General features: G+C 54.1%; 15 protein-coding genes. 10 read left to right on the forward strand and 5 right to left on the reverse strand.

Annotated features, from left to right (window positions below; all coding sequences use genetic code 11):
• The first annotated feature begins 2 nt into the window (after nucleotides 1-2).
• The 3 genes from zorB1 to zorD are packed head-to-tail and all read left to right on the forward strand — an operon-like array spanning nucleotide 3 to nucleotide 5640.
• Nucleotides 3-746, forward strand: a complete 744-nt coding sequence (gene zorB1, locus FEZ21_RS14995) for a type I Zorya anti-phage system protein ZorB1 (protein WP_160627676.1) — start codon at nucleotides 3-5, stop codon at nucleotides 744-746.
• Nucleotides 743-2392: a type I Zorya anti-phage system protein ZorC gene (zorC, locus tag FEZ21_RS15000; RefSeq protein WP_160627678.1), complete on the forward strand. Its 1650-nt coding sequence runs from the start codon at nucleotides 743-745 to the stop codon at nucleotides 2390-2392. The genes zorB1 and zorC overlap by 4 nt, the downstream gene beginning before the upstream one ends.
• Nucleotides 2392-5640 carry a type I Zorya anti-phage system protein ZorD gene (zorD, locus tag FEZ21_RS15005; RefSeq protein WP_160627681.1) on the forward strand — a complete coding sequence of 1083 codons (3249 nt, stop codon included), beginning with the start codon at nucleotides 2392-2394 and terminating at the stop codon, nucleotides 5638-5640. The genes zorC and zorD overlap by 1 nt, the downstream gene beginning before the upstream one ends.
• Nucleotides 5641-5875: 235 nt before the next feature.
• Here zorD and FEZ21_RS15010 read toward each other — a convergent pair whose 3' ends face one another.
• From FEZ21_RS15010 to FEZ21_RS15025, 4 genes are all read right to left on the reverse strand, one after another.
• Nucleotides 5876-6898 carry a transketolase family protein gene (locus FEZ21_RS15010; RefSeq protein WP_160627683.1) on the reverse strand — a complete coding sequence of 341 codons (1023 nt, stop codon included), beginning with the start codon at nucleotides 6896-6898 and terminating at the stop codon, nucleotides 5876-5878.
• Nucleotides 6895-7743, reverse strand: a complete 849-nt coding sequence (locus tag FEZ21_RS15015; protein ID WP_160627685.1) for a transketolase — start codon at nucleotides 7741-7743, stop codon at nucleotides 6895-6897. The genes FEZ21_RS15010 and FEZ21_RS15015 overlap by 4 nt, the downstream gene beginning before the upstream one ends.
• 18 nt (nucleotides 7744-7761) lie before the next feature.
• Entirely contained in the window at nucleotides 7762-9063 is a 1302-nt protein-coding gene (locus FEZ21_RS15020; protein ID WP_160627687.1) for an MFS transporter, read from the reverse strand.
• A 98-nt stretch (nucleotides 9064-9161) separates the two neighbouring features.
• Nucleotides 9162-9911: an SDR family NAD(P)-dependent oxidoreductase gene (locus FEZ21_RS15025; RefSeq protein WP_160627689.1), complete on the reverse strand. Its 750-nt coding sequence runs from the start codon at nucleotides 9909-9911 to the stop codon at nucleotides 9162-9164.
• A gap of 190 nt (nucleotides 9912-10101) precedes the next feature.
• On the opposite strand from FEZ21_RS15025, the gene FEZ21_RS15030 reads away from it, so the two are divergent.
• Complete coding sequence (locus tag FEZ21_RS15030; protein WP_160627691.1) at nucleotides 10102-11019, forward strand: LysR substrate-binding domain-containing protein; 918 nt, start codon at nucleotides 10102-10104, stop codon at nucleotides 11017-11019.
• A 65-nt stretch (nucleotides 11020-11084) separates the two neighbouring features.
• Here FEZ21_RS15030 and FEZ21_RS15035 read toward each other — a convergent pair whose 3' ends face one another.
• On the reverse strand, nucleotides 11085-11963 hold the full coding sequence (locus FEZ21_RS15035) for a LysR substrate-binding domain-containing protein (protein WP_003445616.1): 879 nt from the start codon (nucleotides 11961-11963) through the stop codon (nucleotides 11085-11087).
• A 154-nt stretch (nucleotides 11964-12117) separates the two neighbouring features.
• Between FEZ21_RS15035 and FEZ21_RS15040 the strand changes: the two genes are divergently transcribed.
• From FEZ21_RS15040 to FEZ21_RS15065, 6 genes are all read left to right on the forward strand, one after another.
• Nucleotides 12118-12543 (forward strand): VOC family protein, encoded by a 426-nt coding sequence (locus FEZ21_RS15040; protein ID WP_003445618.1) that lies wholly within the window; start codon nucleotides 12118-12120, stop codon nucleotides 12541-12543.
• A 113-nt stretch (nucleotides 12544-12656) separates the two neighbouring features.
• Nucleotides 12657-13913, forward strand: a complete 1257-nt coding sequence (locus FEZ21_RS15045; protein WP_003445620.1) for a cation:dicarboxylate symporter family transporter — start codon at nucleotides 12657-12659, stop codon at nucleotides 13911-13913.
• Nucleotides 13914-13978: 65 nt separating this feature from the next.
• Nucleotides 13979-14560: a TetR/AcrR family transcriptional regulator gene (locus FEZ21_RS15050; protein ID WP_003445622.1), complete on the forward strand. Its 582-nt coding sequence runs from the start codon at nucleotides 13979-13981 to the stop codon at nucleotides 14558-14560.
• Between the two features lie 55 nt (nucleotides 14561-14615).
• Complete coding sequence (locus FEZ21_RS15055; protein WP_003445624.1) at nucleotides 14616-15722, forward strand: alkene reductase; 1107 nt, start codon at nucleotides 14616-14618, stop codon at nucleotides 15720-15722.
• Between the two features lie 78 nt (nucleotides 15723-15800).
• On the forward strand, nucleotides 15801-16544 hold the full coding sequence (locus FEZ21_RS15060) for an SDR family oxidoreductase (protein ID WP_003445625.1): 744 nt from the start codon (nucleotides 15801-15803) through the stop codon (nucleotides 16542-16544).
• Between the two features lie 68 nt (nucleotides 16545-16612).
• Complete coding sequence (locus FEZ21_RS15065; RefSeq protein ID WP_003445626.1) at nucleotides 16613-16993, forward strand: nuclear transport factor 2 family protein; 381 nt, start codon at nucleotides 16613-16615, stop codon at nucleotides 16991-16993.
• Nucleotides 16994-17007 lie beyond the last annotated feature (14 nt).

Consider the following 17007-nt stretch of genomic DNA (forward strand, 5'->3'; position numbering starts at 1 on the left):
CCATGTTTGGTAAACAGATGCCTTCGGCGACGCGCCAGAAAGATGAAGGCGAAAAGCCGTTCTGGATATCCTTCGCTGACCTGATGACGGCAATGATGATCTTGTTTTTGGTAGTTATGGTCGCGTCCTTGAGCTCGGTGACCCAACGCATCAAGCAGGCTGAGCAAGGTGAGAAGCAACGCACCCAGGATATTGGACGGTTGTGCGAGCATCTTCAGCTCACCGCCAAAAACTCAAACACGACGATCCTGGTGGACTGCAAGGATAATCGCATCAGCTTCGGTGAAGCAGGGCGTTTTGGGCATAACCAATATTCGCTCAATGCAGAGGGCCAAAACGCCCTGCAAGAAGTGGTGCCTTTGATCCTCGATGCAGCAGACAGTGAGGAAGGGCGCAAGTGGTTCAAGCAGGTGGTGATTGAAGGGTTTACCGACACGGTCGGTTCTTACTTATACAACTTGCACTTGTCCTTGCAACGCTCCGAGTGGGTGATGTGCAGCCTGCTCGATAGCCGAAGCCCGCTGCAAATTGGTCTGTCCGCCGAACGCCAGCAGCAGATTCGCTCCATGTTTCTGGCCGGAGGTGTGTCGTTCAACAATGCCAAGGGCACCAATGAAGAAAGCCGTCGGGTCGAATTGAGAATGCAGTTCTATGGCTTGAAGGAGAAGGAGGGGGCACTGGTACCGGAAGTGCCGGTATTCACTAACATTGAAACCGAAAGGTGTCAGTTGGCGATGTCGCGATGAGCGGATCACTGGCAAAGCTGGCAGCGGCCATCGAGTCTCAACTCTCCGGCAAACGTATTGGCATGACCCCAGAGCCTCTGCTGCGTTTCAGCCATTTGCAGGCGGCGAGTCATGAGCTGTATCAGCGCTACGAACGCGCCGAACAGGCATTACCGCCGCCTCACCTGAAACGACGAGAAGCCATCAACAAGTTCAGAAACGAACAAAAGCTCAATCCTACTGAATGGCGAATGATATTTTCAGGTCTGGCCGATAAAAGTGAGCGGGTGGGACCCATTCTTGAAGAGAGTCAGTTATTTGACCGTGTTCACCATCAGGTGCAGGAACGTATCCGCCAGCGTTCACTGAGCCGGCGTGATTGGCTGGCGCTGTGTTTCAGCTACTTCGGCTATGAGTCGGAGATGCCAGATGCCAATTTCAGTTGGTGCACGCTCAGGCAAGATATAAAAGATGGATTGGAAAGCGTAAAAAGCCGGCAGGTGCGTGAAAAGGAATGGATTCGTATTGTTCAGCAGTACGAAGATCTATTCACTGACACGGCAGGTGAAGGCCTGGGCGAGCAGATGTTCAACGGCGAAATTGACGATTTATCGGTATTGCAGACCATCGCGCAAATCCCTGACAGCAGCTGGCTGTGGCGGCGAATTTTCAATGTGCTGCTGTCGCGGATTTTTCACCTGGACGATGTTGAGTTTGAGTACCGCATCGCCGGTTTTATTGCCCTTGGAGTTCAACATCCGAAATACGTGCACGATATTTTAAGTGCTTGTTTATCGCGTTATTACCTTGCGTCGTTCCGTGAAAAACCATGTTCGATATTGAAGCAAGCCGCCCTGGATAACTGGGGTAGCCCGCAAATGCGCTCCAGAGAAAACCGTTGGCGTCGACACGTCGAGACCGACGTGTGTGCCATGGTGGTGGCGTGGTTTGCCAAGGAAGATTTAGAGCACTTCTTCAACTTGTTGAAAGGCGATGCTGATGTGGATCAAGCGCGCCTGTTCTACTGGTTACGTTTTGCCAATCAGATGAGTTACACACGAATCGTATTGGGCACGGGTGCCAGAAATGACAACAGTAAAGATTTCACCCATTTCCGTGAAAAAAACAAAGGCAGATTGAGTTGTCTTGATGGTGCCCCTAGCCACAACAACGCAGTGTTGATGCAAATTGGTAATTACCTGTTTGTTGAGTTTTCGGGGACTGGCAATGCCTGCTTCGTGTATCCCGTTGATAACTGTCCGTTTAATCCAGAGAAGGCTTTTTTGGATATAAAGGATGATTTGAAGCAGCAAGGCCGCAGTCCAAAGCGAATGCTGCATAAACCAACCCCTCGCATTCCGAATATGGTGGGAGGTTGGCTAAGAAACTTTGATGACGAACTCCGTGCGTTGGGTATCACCTTACAAGGCTCTATTTCTACGCAGCCTGTCCAACCCCCGATGCATACAACACCGCAGTCAGTGTCCATTGAGGGTAAGGTAGGAGCCGCTTTGGTAGGGATTCCCCATACTCTGCGCGACACGCGCGCCAAAGGCGGCGCGTTTTACGTGCAACTGGAACGCCCAGAGCCAACCGCGATGGCAGCTTTGCACCGGTTAGGTTTTAAGCAGGTTAACGATCAGCCTTTGCGGTTCTGGAGACATTGATGTTCAAGCGTTTTTTATCAGGGATAAATCGTCAGGCTGGCAATACGGCTGAGTTGCCTTTAGTGCTTTACTCGGTCGAAGAGCAGGGCCTGTGTTATCCCTTGAGCCTGGCCGATCAGGCTGATTCATGGCCATTGGCGCTGTACCTTGATCAGTTGCAAGAAGAAGAGTTTGCATGCCAACTGAGTGATCGCTGGTTGCTGTCTTGGGATGAGCTTTATCGCCTGATTGAAAATCCCGAGCACCATAGCAGTCTGGGTTTATTGGGACTGCCCCCGCTCACGACGTTGACTCCTCAGTTGGTGAGTCAAGGTAGCCTGGCCTCACCTGATTTTAAGGTTTCGATCAGCGGTTGGCGTGATCCGGTCTCGGGTGCCGTTGTAGCTGTGCAACGCACAGGCGCAATGATTGAACATGGCATACAGACTGAAATGCTTTCCCAGACCTCATGGCGGTTGCTGGGGGCCGTGCGTCATCTTTACCTGGCGCAGCAGGAAACCCCCGGCGAACTGACCAACCAGATTGGCTGGGCGCGTGTTCGTAGCCTGGCTTTAAAAGCCGGTGCAGGGATGGATGGTTTTCTGGATAAAACGGTGGTGGTCAAGCCAGATAGTTTGCGACTAACCCCGCGTAAATCCATGGTGGGCGATATCCAGGTTATAGAGCTCGTACCTTCTTTTGAGGGTCAACCTGCCAATTGGCTTTCCAGTTTCGATGGCCAGCAAGAGGTACAGGATCGCTATCGGATTACCGACGATGATGGCTCGCTGACCCATGTACTAATTGAGCCTGAGGTTAAATCCGTACTGGATTATGTGCATACATTGCCGGGGCGCCGCGTTGCAGGGGATGACGCCCTGTCCTTTGTGCGTAATCCTTACAGTGCCTTGGGGGAAAGCGCGAGCCAGGTTCTCGACGCCACGGTCTACGAAGAAGGCTTGGCAGCTGCAGGCATCTTTTTCCACCGCTTTAGTCTGCACACTCAAGTCGACGAACCAAGCCAACGCATCCAACAGATCACGTTGACACTTGAGCCAATCGCCCCCACAGCCCACACCCCGATCGAATTGGCGTTTCATGCCGCGTTTGAGTTTGCTCCTTTCGTTCATGAGCTCGAATTGAAGCTCGCGGCGGGAATGCCAGCCGGATTCTGGCAGGGCTACGAACTGGAGCTGAGTGACTTTGATCTGCGCCAGTTAGCGGGCATTAAAGAGCTGCTCAAACGCTGGCAAAGTGAAGCCATGGGTGCCGAGTTCGATTCGGTGCTGGATTTATCGCAGTACGGCGACCGAGTTACGGGTATTGGTGAAGCGGAGCGCATTAGCTCCCCGTTTCTGGTCAAAGAGGCCACCGAGAACTGGTTGCCTAAAGACATTGCCGACTTAGCGCAGGGGGCTGAAGCATTCGGTCATTGGGCCCCCTCTGACAGGGCCCAGCTTGACGACTTCGCGCAACGCTTGAAGGACGCTCGTGCCAACGGCGAGCAGACCGTATTATTGCCCGAGTCAACTATTAAACTTGAATTACCGGCAGCACAGCAACTACTTGACGCTTGGTCGAAAAAAATCGCCCCGGTTTCAACGGCTAAACCAGAAGTGGAAAAGGTCGGGCGGGCGGTGCTGCAAATCGGTCAGAATATCGATGAGCCCACCTACGTTCAGTTGCGCCAAGAAGCATTGCTTGCAGGGCTTAATGCTGTGCCGCAATTGCCCACATTGCTTCAGCCCCACGTGGTGCTGCGAGAGCATCAGTTGCAAGGGGTGGCCTGGCTTCAGCACTTGTTCAAATTGTCGCCCACCGATGTCTCGGGCTGTTTGTTGGCGGATGACATGGGCCTAGGCAAGACCATTCAATTACTGACTTTTTTGGTTTGGTATCTCGAGACTTATCCTCAGGACAAACCAGTATTGATAGTTGCGCCAGTGTCATTACTGGATAACTGGGAGCGCGAGCTTGGCCAGTTCTTTTATGCCGACGCATTGCCAGTGCTCAAACTTTATGGCGCTGCGTTAAGCGCAGTGAAGTTTAAAAAGGACGAAATACCCGCTGATATCAAAGCTAAAGGCATCAAAAATCTTCTTCGCCCGGGCTGGCTTGGTGGCGCCCGAATTGTGCTGACCACCTACGAAACCCTGCGCGACCAGGAGTTCTCACTAGCGCGTCAGCAATGGTCAATTGTGGTGTGTGATGAGGCGCAAAAACTCAAGAACCCTGCCGCCCTGGTGACCCAAGCAATTAAGGCCATCCCTGCACGTTTTCGTGTTGCATGCACCGGCACGCCGGTTGAAAACTCGCTGATTGATCTCTGGTGCTTGTTCGACTTTATTCAGCCCGGCTTTTTGGGGGGATTGAACCAGTTCGGTCGTGAGTATCAGCGTCCGATCGAAGCTGCCCTCGAACGTGATACGGTTGCTCTTGAGCGACTGCGCAAACTCATAGAACCGCAGACGCTACGTCGGACCAAGCAGGACGTCGCCAAGGACTTGCCGACAAAAATTGAAGACCCTGGGTGTCGCTCGCTGACCATGCATGGCCTTCAACGAGACCTGTATCTATCCGAAGTGTCGGCCTATAGCCGAAAGCAGCAGATCGAAGAACAACTGGATCAGAAAAGTTCAGGCATGTTGGGTTTACTGCATAAGCTGAAATTGATCTGCGCCCATCCCTATAGCGTGCAACCGGATACCCGTTTACGTGAGCACTCGCCCAAAATGCAGTGGCTGATGCGCACACTGGAAAGCATCAAAGCCGCCGGGCAGGGGGACAAGGTCATTGTCTTTACCGAACTTCGAGATATACAGCGGGAACTGCAACATGCCATTCAAGAGCGTCTCGGCTTGCGTGCCACGGTGATTAATGGCGATACCAGCACGAGCAGCGAGAGTGCCATGAGTCGCCAGAAGTTGATTGACCAGTTTCAGGCGCAACCTGGCTTTGGAGTAATCATTCTGTCGACCATTGCGGTTGGCTTTGGTGTTAACGTCCAAGCAGCTAACCATGTTATTCACTTTACGCGGTGCTGGAACCCGGCAAAGGAAGATCAGGCTACAGATCGTGCGTATCGAATAGGACAAACCAAGGACGTGTATGTGTATTACCCAACCGTGCTGGACAGTGGTTTGACCACCTTTGAGGCCACCCTGGATCAATTGCTCAGTAAACGTCGAGAGTTGGCGCAAGATATGTTAAGTACAGCGTCTGAGATTCAGGTTTCAGAGTTTGAGGCATTGCTTGGGGTTAAAGGCTGATGTGGAAATACAAGCTGGGTAGATTTGGTTAGCTACCTACTGGCCAGTAGCAGCTCTTTGCGGCTACAAAACAACGAGCCACATTTGGAAAAATTGGGAACAAGGAGGAGGCTGGTTGAATCGCCCCGGGCTTCGTAGACACTCTGATTCAGTTTCAATGCCATCGTAGACCTGGTTCTGATACCGGGGGAGGGTGGCGAGGGGGCCTGATTGGGCCCCCTGCGGGTTCAGGTTCTTATAGCCAACTTTTGATCTGCGCACACACGGCTTGAGTTGAAATGCCGTAACGGTCGTGCAGAGTCGGAAGCGCTCCCGCATCAAGAAAAGCGTCCGGCAGTGCAATTTGCCTGAACGTCGGGGTAACGCCATTGCGCAGCAATACCGTAGCCACTGCTTCTCCCAACCCACCAATGACTGAGTGATTTTCAGCGGTTACCACTAACCGCCCGGGCTTTCTTGCCTCAGCAAGAATGGTCTGCTCATCCAAGGGCTTGATAGTGGGTACGTGCAGCACTGCGACATCAACGCCATCAGCCTGAAGTTCTTTGGCAGCTTCTAATGCACGCATCGTCATAAGCCCGGTGGAGATGATCAAAACGTCATTGCCGGTACGTAATGTCTTCGCTTTACCAATCTCGAATTTGTATCCGTACTCGTCGAGCACAAGCGGTACGTTACCCCGTAACAAGCGCATGTAAACGGGCCCTTGATGGGCCGCGATAGCGGGGACTGCCTGTTCGATCTCAAGAGCGTCGCAAGGATCGATAATCATCAGATTTGGCATCGCTCTGAAGATCGCCAGGTCGTCTGTTGCTTGATGGCTTGGGCCGTAGCCTGTGGTCAGGCCTGGCAGGCCGCACACTATTTTGACGTTAAGGTTCTCTTCAGCGATCGCCATGCAGATGAAGTCGTAGGCGCGGCGCGAGGCAAACACTGCATAGGTAGTCGCGAAGGGGACAAAGCCTTCGCGTGCCATCCCGGCTGCCGCACTCATCAACAATTGCTCGGCCATTCCCATCTGGTAGAAACGGTCGGGATGAGCTTTGGCGAAGATGTGCAAGTCGGTGTATTTCGAGAGGTCGGCGGATAAACCAACGATGTCTGCTCGCTGATCCGCGAGTGCTGCTAGTGCGTGACCAAATGGTGCGGATCTGGTTGCCTGACCTTCAGAAGCAATCGATGCGATCATCGCGGATGTTGTCAGTTTCTTCTTTACGACCACGGGCTCCTGAGCCGTATTGGTATTTGTAGTGTTCATACCGTTGTCCCCTCATCAAGGTTGTTCAGGGCAAGATCCCATTCATGCTCATCCACGCGTATGAAGTGCGCCTTCTCACGGGTTTCCAGAAATGGCACGCCTTTGCCCATCTTGGTGTCGCATATAATGACCCTGGGCTGAGAACCCGGATGACTGCGGGCTGCGTCGAACGCCTTTACCAATGCGTCCAGGTCGTTGCCGTCTACTCGTTGGGTGAACCAGCCGAACGCTTGCCATCGGTCGACGACAGGTTCAAACGCCAACACCTCACTGGAACGTCCATCGGCTTGCTGATTATTGACGTCGACGATGGCGATGAGGTTGTCGAGTTTCCAGTGAGAGGCCGACATTACGGCTTCCCAAGTGGAGCCTTCATTCAGCTCCCCGTCCGACAGCAGGTTGTAAACGAAGGACGCAGATTTTTTGCGCTTTAAGCCCAGGCAGGCACCCACCGCGATTCCCAGTCCTTGGCCAAGCGATCCACCGGTGATCTCCATACCGGGTGTGTAGCTGGCCATGCCAGACATGGGCAGACGGCTATCGTCTGAGCCGTATGTTTCGAGTTCGTCCAGAGGCACGATTTCAGCTTCAATCAATGCTGCATAAAGCGCGATCGCGTAGTGGCCGATGGAGAGGTAAAAGCGATCGCGCTCTTCCCACTCCGGGTCTTCAGGCTTGTAGTTCATGGCATGGAAGTAGGACACGGTCAGCAAGTCCGCTGCGCCTAACGCCTGACCTACATAGCCTTGGCCCTGAACTTGTCCCATGCGCAAAGCGTGGCGGCGTATGTTGTGGGCGCGCTGCACTAGAGTAGTGGACGACGCATGAGATGGGTTGGCAGTCATGGGGAACTCTCCGTTAACTCAACGATTGACCGAGGCGGCAGGAATGCGCAGTACCAAACAGGCGCCTATGCACAGCACACCAGTGATCAGATACATACCAATGGCGCTTGAGCCGGTCGTGGTGGTGATCCATCCAATCAGATAAGGCGAGCAGAACCCCGCGAGATTGGCAAAGCTATTGATCCCGGCAATACCCGCAGCAGCGGAGACTCCGCCGAGCAAAGTGGTAGGCAACATCCAGAATAGTGACGAGGCAGAAAGAACACCTGCAGCGGCTAAGCACAGGCTCAATACCGATAGAACCAGATTGCCTCCGAACAGCGCTGCCAGTGTCAGTCCCAGTGCACCCGCAATCATTGGCCCTACCAGGTGCCAGCGACGCTCTTGGTGCTTGTCCCCGCTACGCCCCATAAACACCATTGCCACGATGGCGCACATATACGGCAGGCTGGTGAGTAAACCGATGTGCATGGTGTCGGCAACACCGGCGTTACGGATCAGGGTTGGCAACCAGAAAGTGATCGCGTATTGGCCCATGACCACGCAAAAGTAGATGCCGGCCAGAATCCACAGGCGCCGATCGCGCAGAAACTCTGCGACCGAGGCGTGCGTGACTTTTTGGCTGTTGTCCTCGGCCAACTCTTTGCTGACGAGCGCCTTTTCTTCATCGGTCAGCCAGGTAGCCTGTTGGACGCCATCCTTAAGGTAAGCAAGCACCATCAGGCCGACAATGACAGTTGGAATGGCTTCAAGGACGAACATCCACTGCCAGCCAGCCCAACCCTGGAAGCCGGCAAACTCCGTCATGATCCAGCCTGAAAGTGGCCCGCCAATCATTCCGGAAAGCGGGATGGCGATGAACCACAGCACCGTCATTTTTGCCCGGCGATAGGACGGGAACCAATAAGTGAGGTAGAGCAGCAGGCCAGGCGCAAGACCTGCCTCTGCGACGCCAAGCAGAAAACGCAGCGTGTAGAACTGCCAAGCTGTTTCGACGAAGGCGAAGAGGGCAGAAATGATGCCCCACGAAATCATGATGCGTGCGATCCAGCGCCGAGCGCCAACCTTGTGCAGGATGAGATTGCTGGGCACCTCGCACAGGAAATAACCGAGAAAAAACACCCCGGCTCCGAGCCCATATACGGTCTCACTGAGGGATAAATCACTCATCATCTGCAGCTTGGCGAAACCTACGTTAACCCGGTCGAGGTAGGCGCAGAGGTAGCACAGCATTAAAAACGGCATCAAGCGCCAGGCAGTTTTACGGTAAGCGCTTGACCGAACCGTGGAGGCGCTGTCGAGCGTCATGGTGTTAATCATGATTGTCTGATCTCTTGTTTTTATAGAACGCCCGGCATGAGCCCGGCGTACTTTCGATCCAGAACTTGATGGGCCGATGGCGACCCCGCCATTTATGCTCAGTGGATCAACATACCGCCGTTAACATCCAACGTGATCCCGGTGAGATAGGAGGACAAGTCACTGGCCAGGAACAGGGCGGCATTGGCGACATCTTGAGCTGCGCCCAGGCGCCCGAGCGGGATGCTTTCAATGATGGCGTGGCGGCGCTCATCCTGCATGAGTCCACCAGTGATATCGGTGTGTATCAAGCCAGGCGTGATGGAGTTCACTCGGATGTTGTCAGAACCGAATTCCCGGGCCATTGCTTTGCCCAGTCCGAGGACTCCCGCTTTCGCAGCGCTGTAGTGTGGCCCGCCGAAAATGCCGCCACCGCGCTGGGCTGAGACAGACGACATGCAAACAATGCTGCCGGATGACTGCGTGCGCATGGTGGGAATGACGGCTTGTGACATCAACAATGTGCCGCGCAGACTGACATCCAGAACCTTGTCGTAATCGCAAGGGCGGATATCCAGCGTCTTGATGGGCTGTGTGATGCCGGCATTGTTGATCAGTATGTCAATTCGCCCAAATCGCTCGATGACTTTCGCGACAGCTTCTTTGACCTGGGTTTCGTCCGCGACGTTGGCGGCAAGACCCAGATGGCCCTCGCCGAGAGTGGCAGCTGCGTCGCGGGCAGCGGATTCGTCAAGATCCAGAATCACGACATGAGCGCCGTGTCTGGCGAAGGTGACGGCAGTTGCGCGGCCGATTCCTCGTTCCGATGCTGCGCCGGTGATGATTGCAACTTTACCTTGAAGAAGCATAGGGGTACCTCTGATTGTTTTTATGGTTCGATTCGCTGATCGATGATTCAGAGTGTCCCTGGCAGGCAGGCTGAGCAATAACGCAAACGTCACTGTTAGATGAATAAAATTCACCTCTCGTCATTCCCAAATACTAGTGGTTGAATGATGCTGTCCCGTAACGACCACAAAAACAAAAGGCGAAGCACTGATGCGCCACGACGACCACACGCCATCGAACCTGCCACCGCTGAGAGCAATTCAGGCCTTCGAGCAGACGGCCCGTTTTGGTAACCTCGCCCGGGCGGCAGAGGTGCTGGATCTCACCCCTTCAGCAATCAGCCACCAACTGGCTAAGTTGGAGGCCATGATCGGTCGACAGCTGTTCGTGAGGGCCGCGCGCGGAGTAACTTTGACGCCTGTTGGCGAGCAGTATTTGAAAGATATCTCGGGAATACTGCAAAGCCTGGAGGTCGCGACAGAGCGTGCAGCGAGTGACGTCAGTCTCGACTGCCTGAGACTCCATTCTTCCCCAAGTTTCGGACTGCTTTGGCTTATGCCCAGGCTTGAAGCCTTTCGGCTGAGTAACCCGGATATTCAGATAAATCTCTCATGCTCCTACGAGTCGCTGCATTTCAGCCGAGATAAGATCGATGTCGATATCCGGCATGGACGGCCTAACTGGCCAAGCTATGAAGTCAGGACTGTGCGTAATGAACGGTTTGCCGTCCTTGCTTCTCCGAAGCTACTTGATCGTTGTGCCATTGATAGCGCTGCAGATCTTCTGGTGGAGGATCTGATTCTTTCTGAGGCGACTCTGCTGAGATGGCCCGAATGGTTTGCACAGCACGGTTTGGCCCGTCCGGAAAACCCGTATGCTCTGAGTTTTGATCGTTCGTATATGACTCTCGAAGCAGCGAGTCACGGCTTGGGATTCGCGCTCGAAAGCGCACTGCTAGCGCAAAAATATCTGGCCAGCGGTGCCTTGGTTGAAGTCGCGCCACAAGCATTGAGCTCTCCAGTAGCCGCCCACCATTTGGTGTTTCCAAAGGCGCACTCCAGCTTTCCTAGAGTCAGGCGATTTCTGGAGTGGATGGAAGGAGAGTTGGGGCACAGTTTTGTATTTTGATCACTCCAAATGATTTCGGTTTTGCTACAAAAGGGCCCCTAAGGACCCTTTTTGCCTGGAGGCTGTTATGTAGAAACGGCGACTACCTGATCACTTATAAGCTGAGCCAAAATTCGCACAGGCTCGGTAAAACTCTGTCGAGACCGATGTACCAGCCCGATATCCCGGTGAAAGGTGTGTTGTCCCAAATCGATCGCTCGGACCCCTGCGGGCCATTCCTGATGGAGTTCTGTCTGCGGCACCAGCGCTATGCCTACACCTTTTTCAACCAGCTTGATGATGGCCTCCAGTTCATCCAGTTCGCAAACCTCCTGCAAGGTGAAATGCATCTGCCGCAGGAAACGATCGACTTGTCTGCCGCCGAAGGATGATCGGTCATAGCGAATGAATGGCTGGCTGGACAGCAGTTCCGACCAGTCTTCTCCCTCCAGGTCACGGGGCACGATCAGTCGGTAGGGCTCCAGCGCCAACGTTGTCCAGCGCAGGTCACTTTGAAGGGAGAAGGGCGGGCGAATGATCACAGCCATGTCGATCTCGCCGGCATCGACGAGGTTCACCAGCTCCATTGAAAGGCCCGGGATGACACGTGTGCGGCACTGCGGACACTGTTGGTGAAACTTTGCCAGCGCATCTGGCAAATAGGAGCGCTGCACGGACGCGATCGCACCGATGTTGACCAGCACGCTGGGAGGCTTGCCCAGCGTTGTAGAGCCCAAATTGTCATAAAGCCTCAGCAGCTCTTGCGCCTGCAGAAGTATCTGGTGCCCCATTTTGTTGAGATGGGCCGAGCGTCCTTTCCTGTCGAAAATCTCGAACCCGAGCTCGGCTTCCAGGCGCTGGATCTGCGCGCTAACAGCGGCCTGAGTCAGGCCGATCTTGTTGCCGGCAGCGGCGAAAGTGCCTTCCCGCGCCACAGCAATGAGTGTCTTCAGTTCTTTGATCATTCACAAATATTAATTGTGTTTCTAAGAAATATATATTGATTTTAATGTTTGGTTTGCCGTCCTACGATGTTTCCCATCCCCGGCAACGGCTGAATCCTGAGAGCCAATGACGGTGGAAATATTCGCCAACCAACAAAAAATATTTGGAGTTCTGATGAGCCTCTCACCATTCCACCTCGCAATCCCCGTTTACGACCTGGCTGCAGCTCGCACCTTTTACGGTGAGGTTTTTGGACTTGAAGAAGGGCGCTCAAGCGCGCAGTGGGTAGATTTCGATTTTTATGGCCACCAACTGGTGATTCACGAACATCCAAAAACCGCGACCCAGGAAAGCGTTCACAGCAACCCGGTCGACGGGCACGACGTTCCAGTTCCGCACTTCGGCATCATTTTAGGTTGGGAACAGTGGGAGGCACTGGCCGAACGACTGAAGTCGTTTGGTACCGAGTTCGTGATCGAACCGTACATTCGTTTCAAAGGCCTGGTAGGCGAGCAAGCCACCATGTTTTTGTTTGATCCGTGCGGCAACGCTCTTGAGTTCAAGGCTTTCAAGGATATGAGCCAGCTCTTCGCCAAGTAACAACACCCATGGCACAACCGAGTTGTGCCATTTGATCTCAAGTGAGCTGGAAGCTCATGACTCTAGCAACTGCGAATACACGCAGACCTTTCATTCCAACAAGAAGGCTAGACATGAAACGTATTCCCTTGGTGTGGCAAATCGTTGCCGGGCTGCTGCTTGGCGTGCTTGTCGGTTGGTACTTCAATACTCATCCGCATTATCAGACATGGGTGAATGCTGAGATCCTCAAACCACTCGGCGATATCTTCATCAAGATGATGAAGATGGTGGTTGTACCGATTGTGTTCTGTTGCATGATTCTGGGCATCGCAGGAGGTGGCGATAACAAGTCATTTGGCCGTATGGGAATAAAATCCCTGGGCTACTTTTTTGCGATTACGGCCTTGGCCATTGTCATCGGCTTGTGTTTCGCCAACATTTTCGAGCCGGGTACAGGCACTGACATTTCCGGTATTTCCCACGGTACCGCCGCGATCACTCTGGAGCCGTCCAAAGGCGCATTGGTCATTATGCAGAACATCGTCCCTGACAATGTGCTGGTTGCCATGTCAGAAGCGAAGTTGCTGTCCGTGCTGTTTTTCGCTGTGCTGTTAGGCATGGCTTTGAACGCGCTGCCGAAGGACAAAAGCGCACCTTTCATTGCGGTGGTTCAGAGCCTTTGCGATGCGATGTTCAAGGTCGTCTCAATCGTCATGGCTTACGCACCGATCGGTGTGTTCGGGATGATCGGGGCAACCGTGGCGACCTTTGGTTTCGCCTCATTGTTGCCGTTGCTCAAGTTAATCGGGGTGGTTTATCTGGCGCTGATTGTTTTCGCATTGGTGATACTCGGCGGTATTTGCTACTTGATTGGCGAAAACATTTTCAAGTTGATCCGCTACTTTCGCAATGAGTTGATTCTGGCGTTTTCGAGTGCCGCGTCAGCCGCCGTCATGCCGCAGTTGATGACGCGACTGGAGAGCTACGGTGTACCGCGTCGGATCGTCAGTTTTGTGGTGCCTGTGGGTTATGCGTTCAACCTGGATGGCGCATCGATTTTTCTCGGTGTGGCGACAATTTTCGTGGCGCAGCTCTATGGTATCGACCTGTCGCTGTCGCAGCAGATCCTGCTGGTGGTAACGATGGTGCTGACGTCGAAGGGCGCAGCAGGGGTGCCGGGTTTTGCCATCATCATCTTGTCAGCGACATTGGCGTCTGCCGGGTTGCCGTTGGAGGGGGTGGCGTTGATTGCCGGCATATTCAGGATTATCGACAGCGGTACCACCACGTTGAACGTATTGGGTAATGCCATCGCACCTTTGGTGATCGCCAAGTGGGAAATGGTCGAACTGGAACCCGAGCGGGCTCATCCAGCCGCTAGCGTCTAGTCGTTCGTCAGATACTCAACAGGGCGCTAGACGACCGGTCTAGTTTTGTTTATGCTTTGCCCACTATGAAAAAACCTACTCAAGACATGCGACAACACATCATTGATGTAGCGAAGTCATTGATGACCCACAAGGGCTACACCGCTGTCGGTCTTATGGAAGTGCTGAAGGCGGCGGGTGTACCCAAAGGGTCGTTTTATCACTACTTCCGCTCCAAAGAGGAATTCGGCCAGGCACTGTTGGAAGAATACTTTCAGGAGTACATCGGGCGGGTAGACGTTGTTATGGCCGCGCAAGGGACGGGCGCCGAGCGGCTCCTTGGTTATTTGCGCTATTGGGCGAAGACGCAGGCGTTCGATCATCCCGAGGAGAAATGCCTGGTGGTGAAACTCGGCGCCGAAGTGTGCGACCTGTCGGAAGACATGCGCGGCGTATTGGAGGAGGGCACCGCGCTGATCATCCAGAGAATCAAGCGGTGTGTTGAGCAAGGAATGGCGGATGGCTCAATCACTTCGACCCAAGACGCAGAAACACTGGCTGAGTCGCTGTATCAATTGTGGTTGGGGGCATCACTGCTGGTGAAAGTGCGCAATACAACAGCTGCCTTTGACACGGCATTAATGACGAGTGAGCGCCTGCTGGCATAGGGGCGTTTTTTTTAAGATATTTACTAGGCGACCGGTCTACTTAACTGGAATTTTCATGACTGATATTGCTGCAGACACCGACCTTTTTTCGCCCATGAATATGGGCGCGCTGCAACTGGCTAACCGAATTGTAATGGCCCCCGTGACGCGCAGCCGAATGGCCGACGACGGCGTGCCGAATGACATGCACGCGACTTACTACGCCCAGCGTGCCAGCGCAGGCCTGATCATCGCCGAGGCCACGAACATTTCAGCTCAGGGGCGTGGCTATGCCATGACGCCGGGTATCTGGTCGCAAGAGCAGGTGGCCGGCTGGAAAAAAGTCACCGACGCAGTACACGCGGCAGGGGGCAAGATCGTCAGTCAACTGTGGCACGTAGGTCGCTTCTCCAGCGTCGAGTTGCAGCCCAACGGCGAAGCGCCAGTCGCGCCCTCGGCAATCAAGGCCGAAGGTACCACCTATACCAACAATGGCATGGTCGAAGTGTCCATGCCTAGAGCGCTTGAGACTTCAGAGATACCGGGAATCATCGAGCAGTACAGGCATGCGGCAGAAAATGCCAAGCGAGCCGGTTTCGACGGTGTGGAAGTCCATTCGGCCAACAGCTATCTGCTCGACCAGTTCCTGCGTGATTCCACCAACCAGCGGACTGACCAGTACGGCGGCTCCATCGAGAATCGGACACGACTGACACTTGAAGTCACCGAAGCCGTGGTGGCAATTTGGGGCAGTGAGCGGGTCGGCATCCGCCTTTCACCAGTCACGCCTGATGCCGGTAACACGCCTCCAGACAGCAACGTCATGGCGACCTACGGTCACCTCATTCAGCAGTTGAACAGATTCAACCTGGCCTATCTGCATTTCGTTGAAGGCGCCACCGCCACCTCTCGTACCGTGCCCGAGGGAGTGGATCTGGATGCTCTGAGTGCGCAGTTCGAGGGGTCGTACATTGGTAACAACAACTATGACCTGGAAATGGCGCTGAAGCGCAGGGCGCAAGGGCGGATTGATGCCGTGGCATTTGGTCGATTGTTCATTGCCAACCCCGACCTGGTAGAGCGCCTGCATCGAGGTGTCGAGCTGACCATAGCCCCGCGCGAGAGTTACTACGGCGGAGGCGCCAAGGGCTACATCGATTGGCCTGCAGCCAACTCCAACTAAATAGAGATTTCCTCTGCGTCAGTTCGGCGCGGGGAGGCTAGGGCGCGAAAGCATTTCGCCGCACAGAGGTCCTTGAAAATGAGTTATCTGCAAAACAAAGTCGCCATCGTCACTGGCGCATCTTCCGGCATTGGTGCTGCCACCACCCGCGTATTGGCCGCACAGGGCGCTCGCGTCGTGGCAGCAGCAGTCGATCAGCACGGGTTGGAAGCGTTTGTTGCCGAGCTGCGTGAGGCCGGGAGCGAGGTGGTCGCTTTCACCACAGACGTTACCCATCTGGATCAAACCAGAGCACTCGCTAAGTTTGCACAAGACACCTATGGCGCAGTGGACATCCTGGTCAACAACGCCGGCCTGATGCTCTTTTCCAACTGGGTCGATCTGGCCGTGCAGGATTGGGAAAAAATGATCGATGTGAACATCAAGGGCTACCTCAACACTATTGCTGCTGTGTTGCCATTCATGCTTGAACAGAAATCCGGGCAGATTCTCAACATGGACTCCGTTGCAGGTCACCAGGTCGGCCCCGCGGCGGGTGTTTACAGCGCAACCAAATTTTTCGTCCAGGCCATGACTGAATCCATGCGAAAGGAGTTGGGCGTGCAGCATGGCATTCGCGTCAACACCGTCAGCCCGGGCGTGATCAATACCGGCTGGGCGGACAAGGTCAGCGATCCTGAAGGGCGTAAGGCTGCCCAAGCGCTGAACAGGATTGCCATTGCGCCTGATGATATTGCCCGGGCTGTGATCTACGCCCTCGACCAACCGGAAAATGTCACCGTCAACGATCTGATCATCTCGCCGACACGCCAGGATTGGTAATTGTCGTTTGAGTTTTCCGTGTCCGATTGGCCAAAAGGGTCACCGGCACATGCAACCAGGAGTACATCATGAGCAATCCTACTTACGTCCAGGAATACAACGCGATCGTTGCTGTTCTGAGTCAGTACAACGAAGGTGGTGCCAAGGCTGACAGCGCTTTGATGAAGCCCGCGTTCAACGAGCAGGCCACCATGTTTGGCGTCGACGGCGACAAACTCGTCGGCGGTGCGATCCAGAATCTGTACGACGTCATCGACAACTCTTTCCGCCCATCTCCCGAAGCCAAAGCCGCGATCGTTCGTATCGACATTGTGGGCACTGCCGCCAGTGCCAGGGTCGATACCGACAACGTTTCGGGATTTCGTTTCACTGACTTCTTCAACCTGCTGAAGGTAGAAGGCAAGTGGACGATCGTCAGCAAGATTTACCACACCCATCCGAGCGCTTGAGCATTTGAGCGCTT

Source organism: Pseudomonas sp. 9.1(2019) (assembly GCF_009910445.1).
Lineage (GTDB): Bacteria > Pseudomonadota > Gammaproteobacteria > Pseudomonadales > Pseudomonadaceae > Aquipseudomonas > Aquipseudomonas paraversuta.

Excerpts from the sequence above, each read along its gene's own strand:
- zorB1 (WP_160627676.1), top strand. The coding sequence starts at position 3 with ATGTTTGGTAAACAGATGCCTTCGGCGACGCGCCAGAAAGATGAAGGC.
- zorC (WP_160627678.1), top strand. The coding sequence starts at position 743 with ATGAGCGGATCACTGGCAAAGCTGGCAGCGGCCATCGAGTCTCAACTC.
- zorD (WP_160627681.1), top strand. The coding sequence starts at position 2,392 with ATGTTCAAGCGTTTTTTATCAGGGATAAATCGTCAGGCTGGCAATACG.
- FEZ21_RS15010 (WP_160627683.1), bottom strand. The coding sequence starts at position 6,898 with ATGAACACTACAAATACCAATACGGCTCAGGAGCCCGTGGTCGTAAAG.
- FEZ21_RS15015 (WP_160627685.1), bottom strand. The coding sequence starts at position 7,743 with ATGACTGCCAACCCATCTCATGCGTCGTCCACTACTCTAGTGCAGCGC.
- FEZ21_RS15020 (WP_160627687.1), bottom strand. The coding sequence starts at position 9,063 with ATGATTAACACCATGACGCTCGACAGCGCCTCCACGGTTCGGTCAAGC.
- FEZ21_RS15025 (WP_160627689.1), bottom strand. The coding sequence starts at position 9,911 with ATGCTTCTTCAAGGTAAAGTTGCAATCATCACCGGCGCAGCATCGGAA.
- FEZ21_RS15030 (WP_160627691.1), top strand. The coding sequence starts at position 10,102 with ATGCGCCACGACGACCACACGCCATCGAACCTGCCACCGCTGAGAGCA.
- FEZ21_RS15035 (WP_003445616.1), bottom strand. The coding sequence starts at position 11,963 with ATGATCAAAGAACTGAAGACACTCATTGCTGTGGCGCGGGAAGGCACT.
- FEZ21_RS15040 (WP_003445618.1), top strand. The coding sequence starts at position 12,118 with ATGAGCCTCTCACCATTCCACCTCGCAATCCCCGTTTACGACCTGGCT.
- FEZ21_RS15045 (WP_003445620.1), top strand. The coding sequence starts at position 12,657 with ATGAAACGTATTCCCTTGGTGTGGCAAATCGTTGCCGGGCTGCTGCTT.
- FEZ21_RS15050 (WP_003445622.1), top strand. The coding sequence starts at position 13,979 with ATGAAAAAACCTACTCAAGACATGCGACAACACATCATTGATGTAGCG.
- FEZ21_RS15055 (WP_003445624.1), top strand. The coding sequence starts at position 14,616 with ATGACTGATATTGCTGCAGACACCGACCTTTTTTCGCCCATGAATATG.
- FEZ21_RS15060 (WP_003445625.1), top strand. The coding sequence starts at position 15,801 with ATGAGTTATCTGCAAAACAAAGTCGCCATCGTCACTGGCGCATCTTCC.
- FEZ21_RS15065 (WP_003445626.1), top strand. The coding sequence starts at position 16,613 with ATGAGCAATCCTACTTACGTCCAGGAATACAACGCGATCGTTGCTGTT.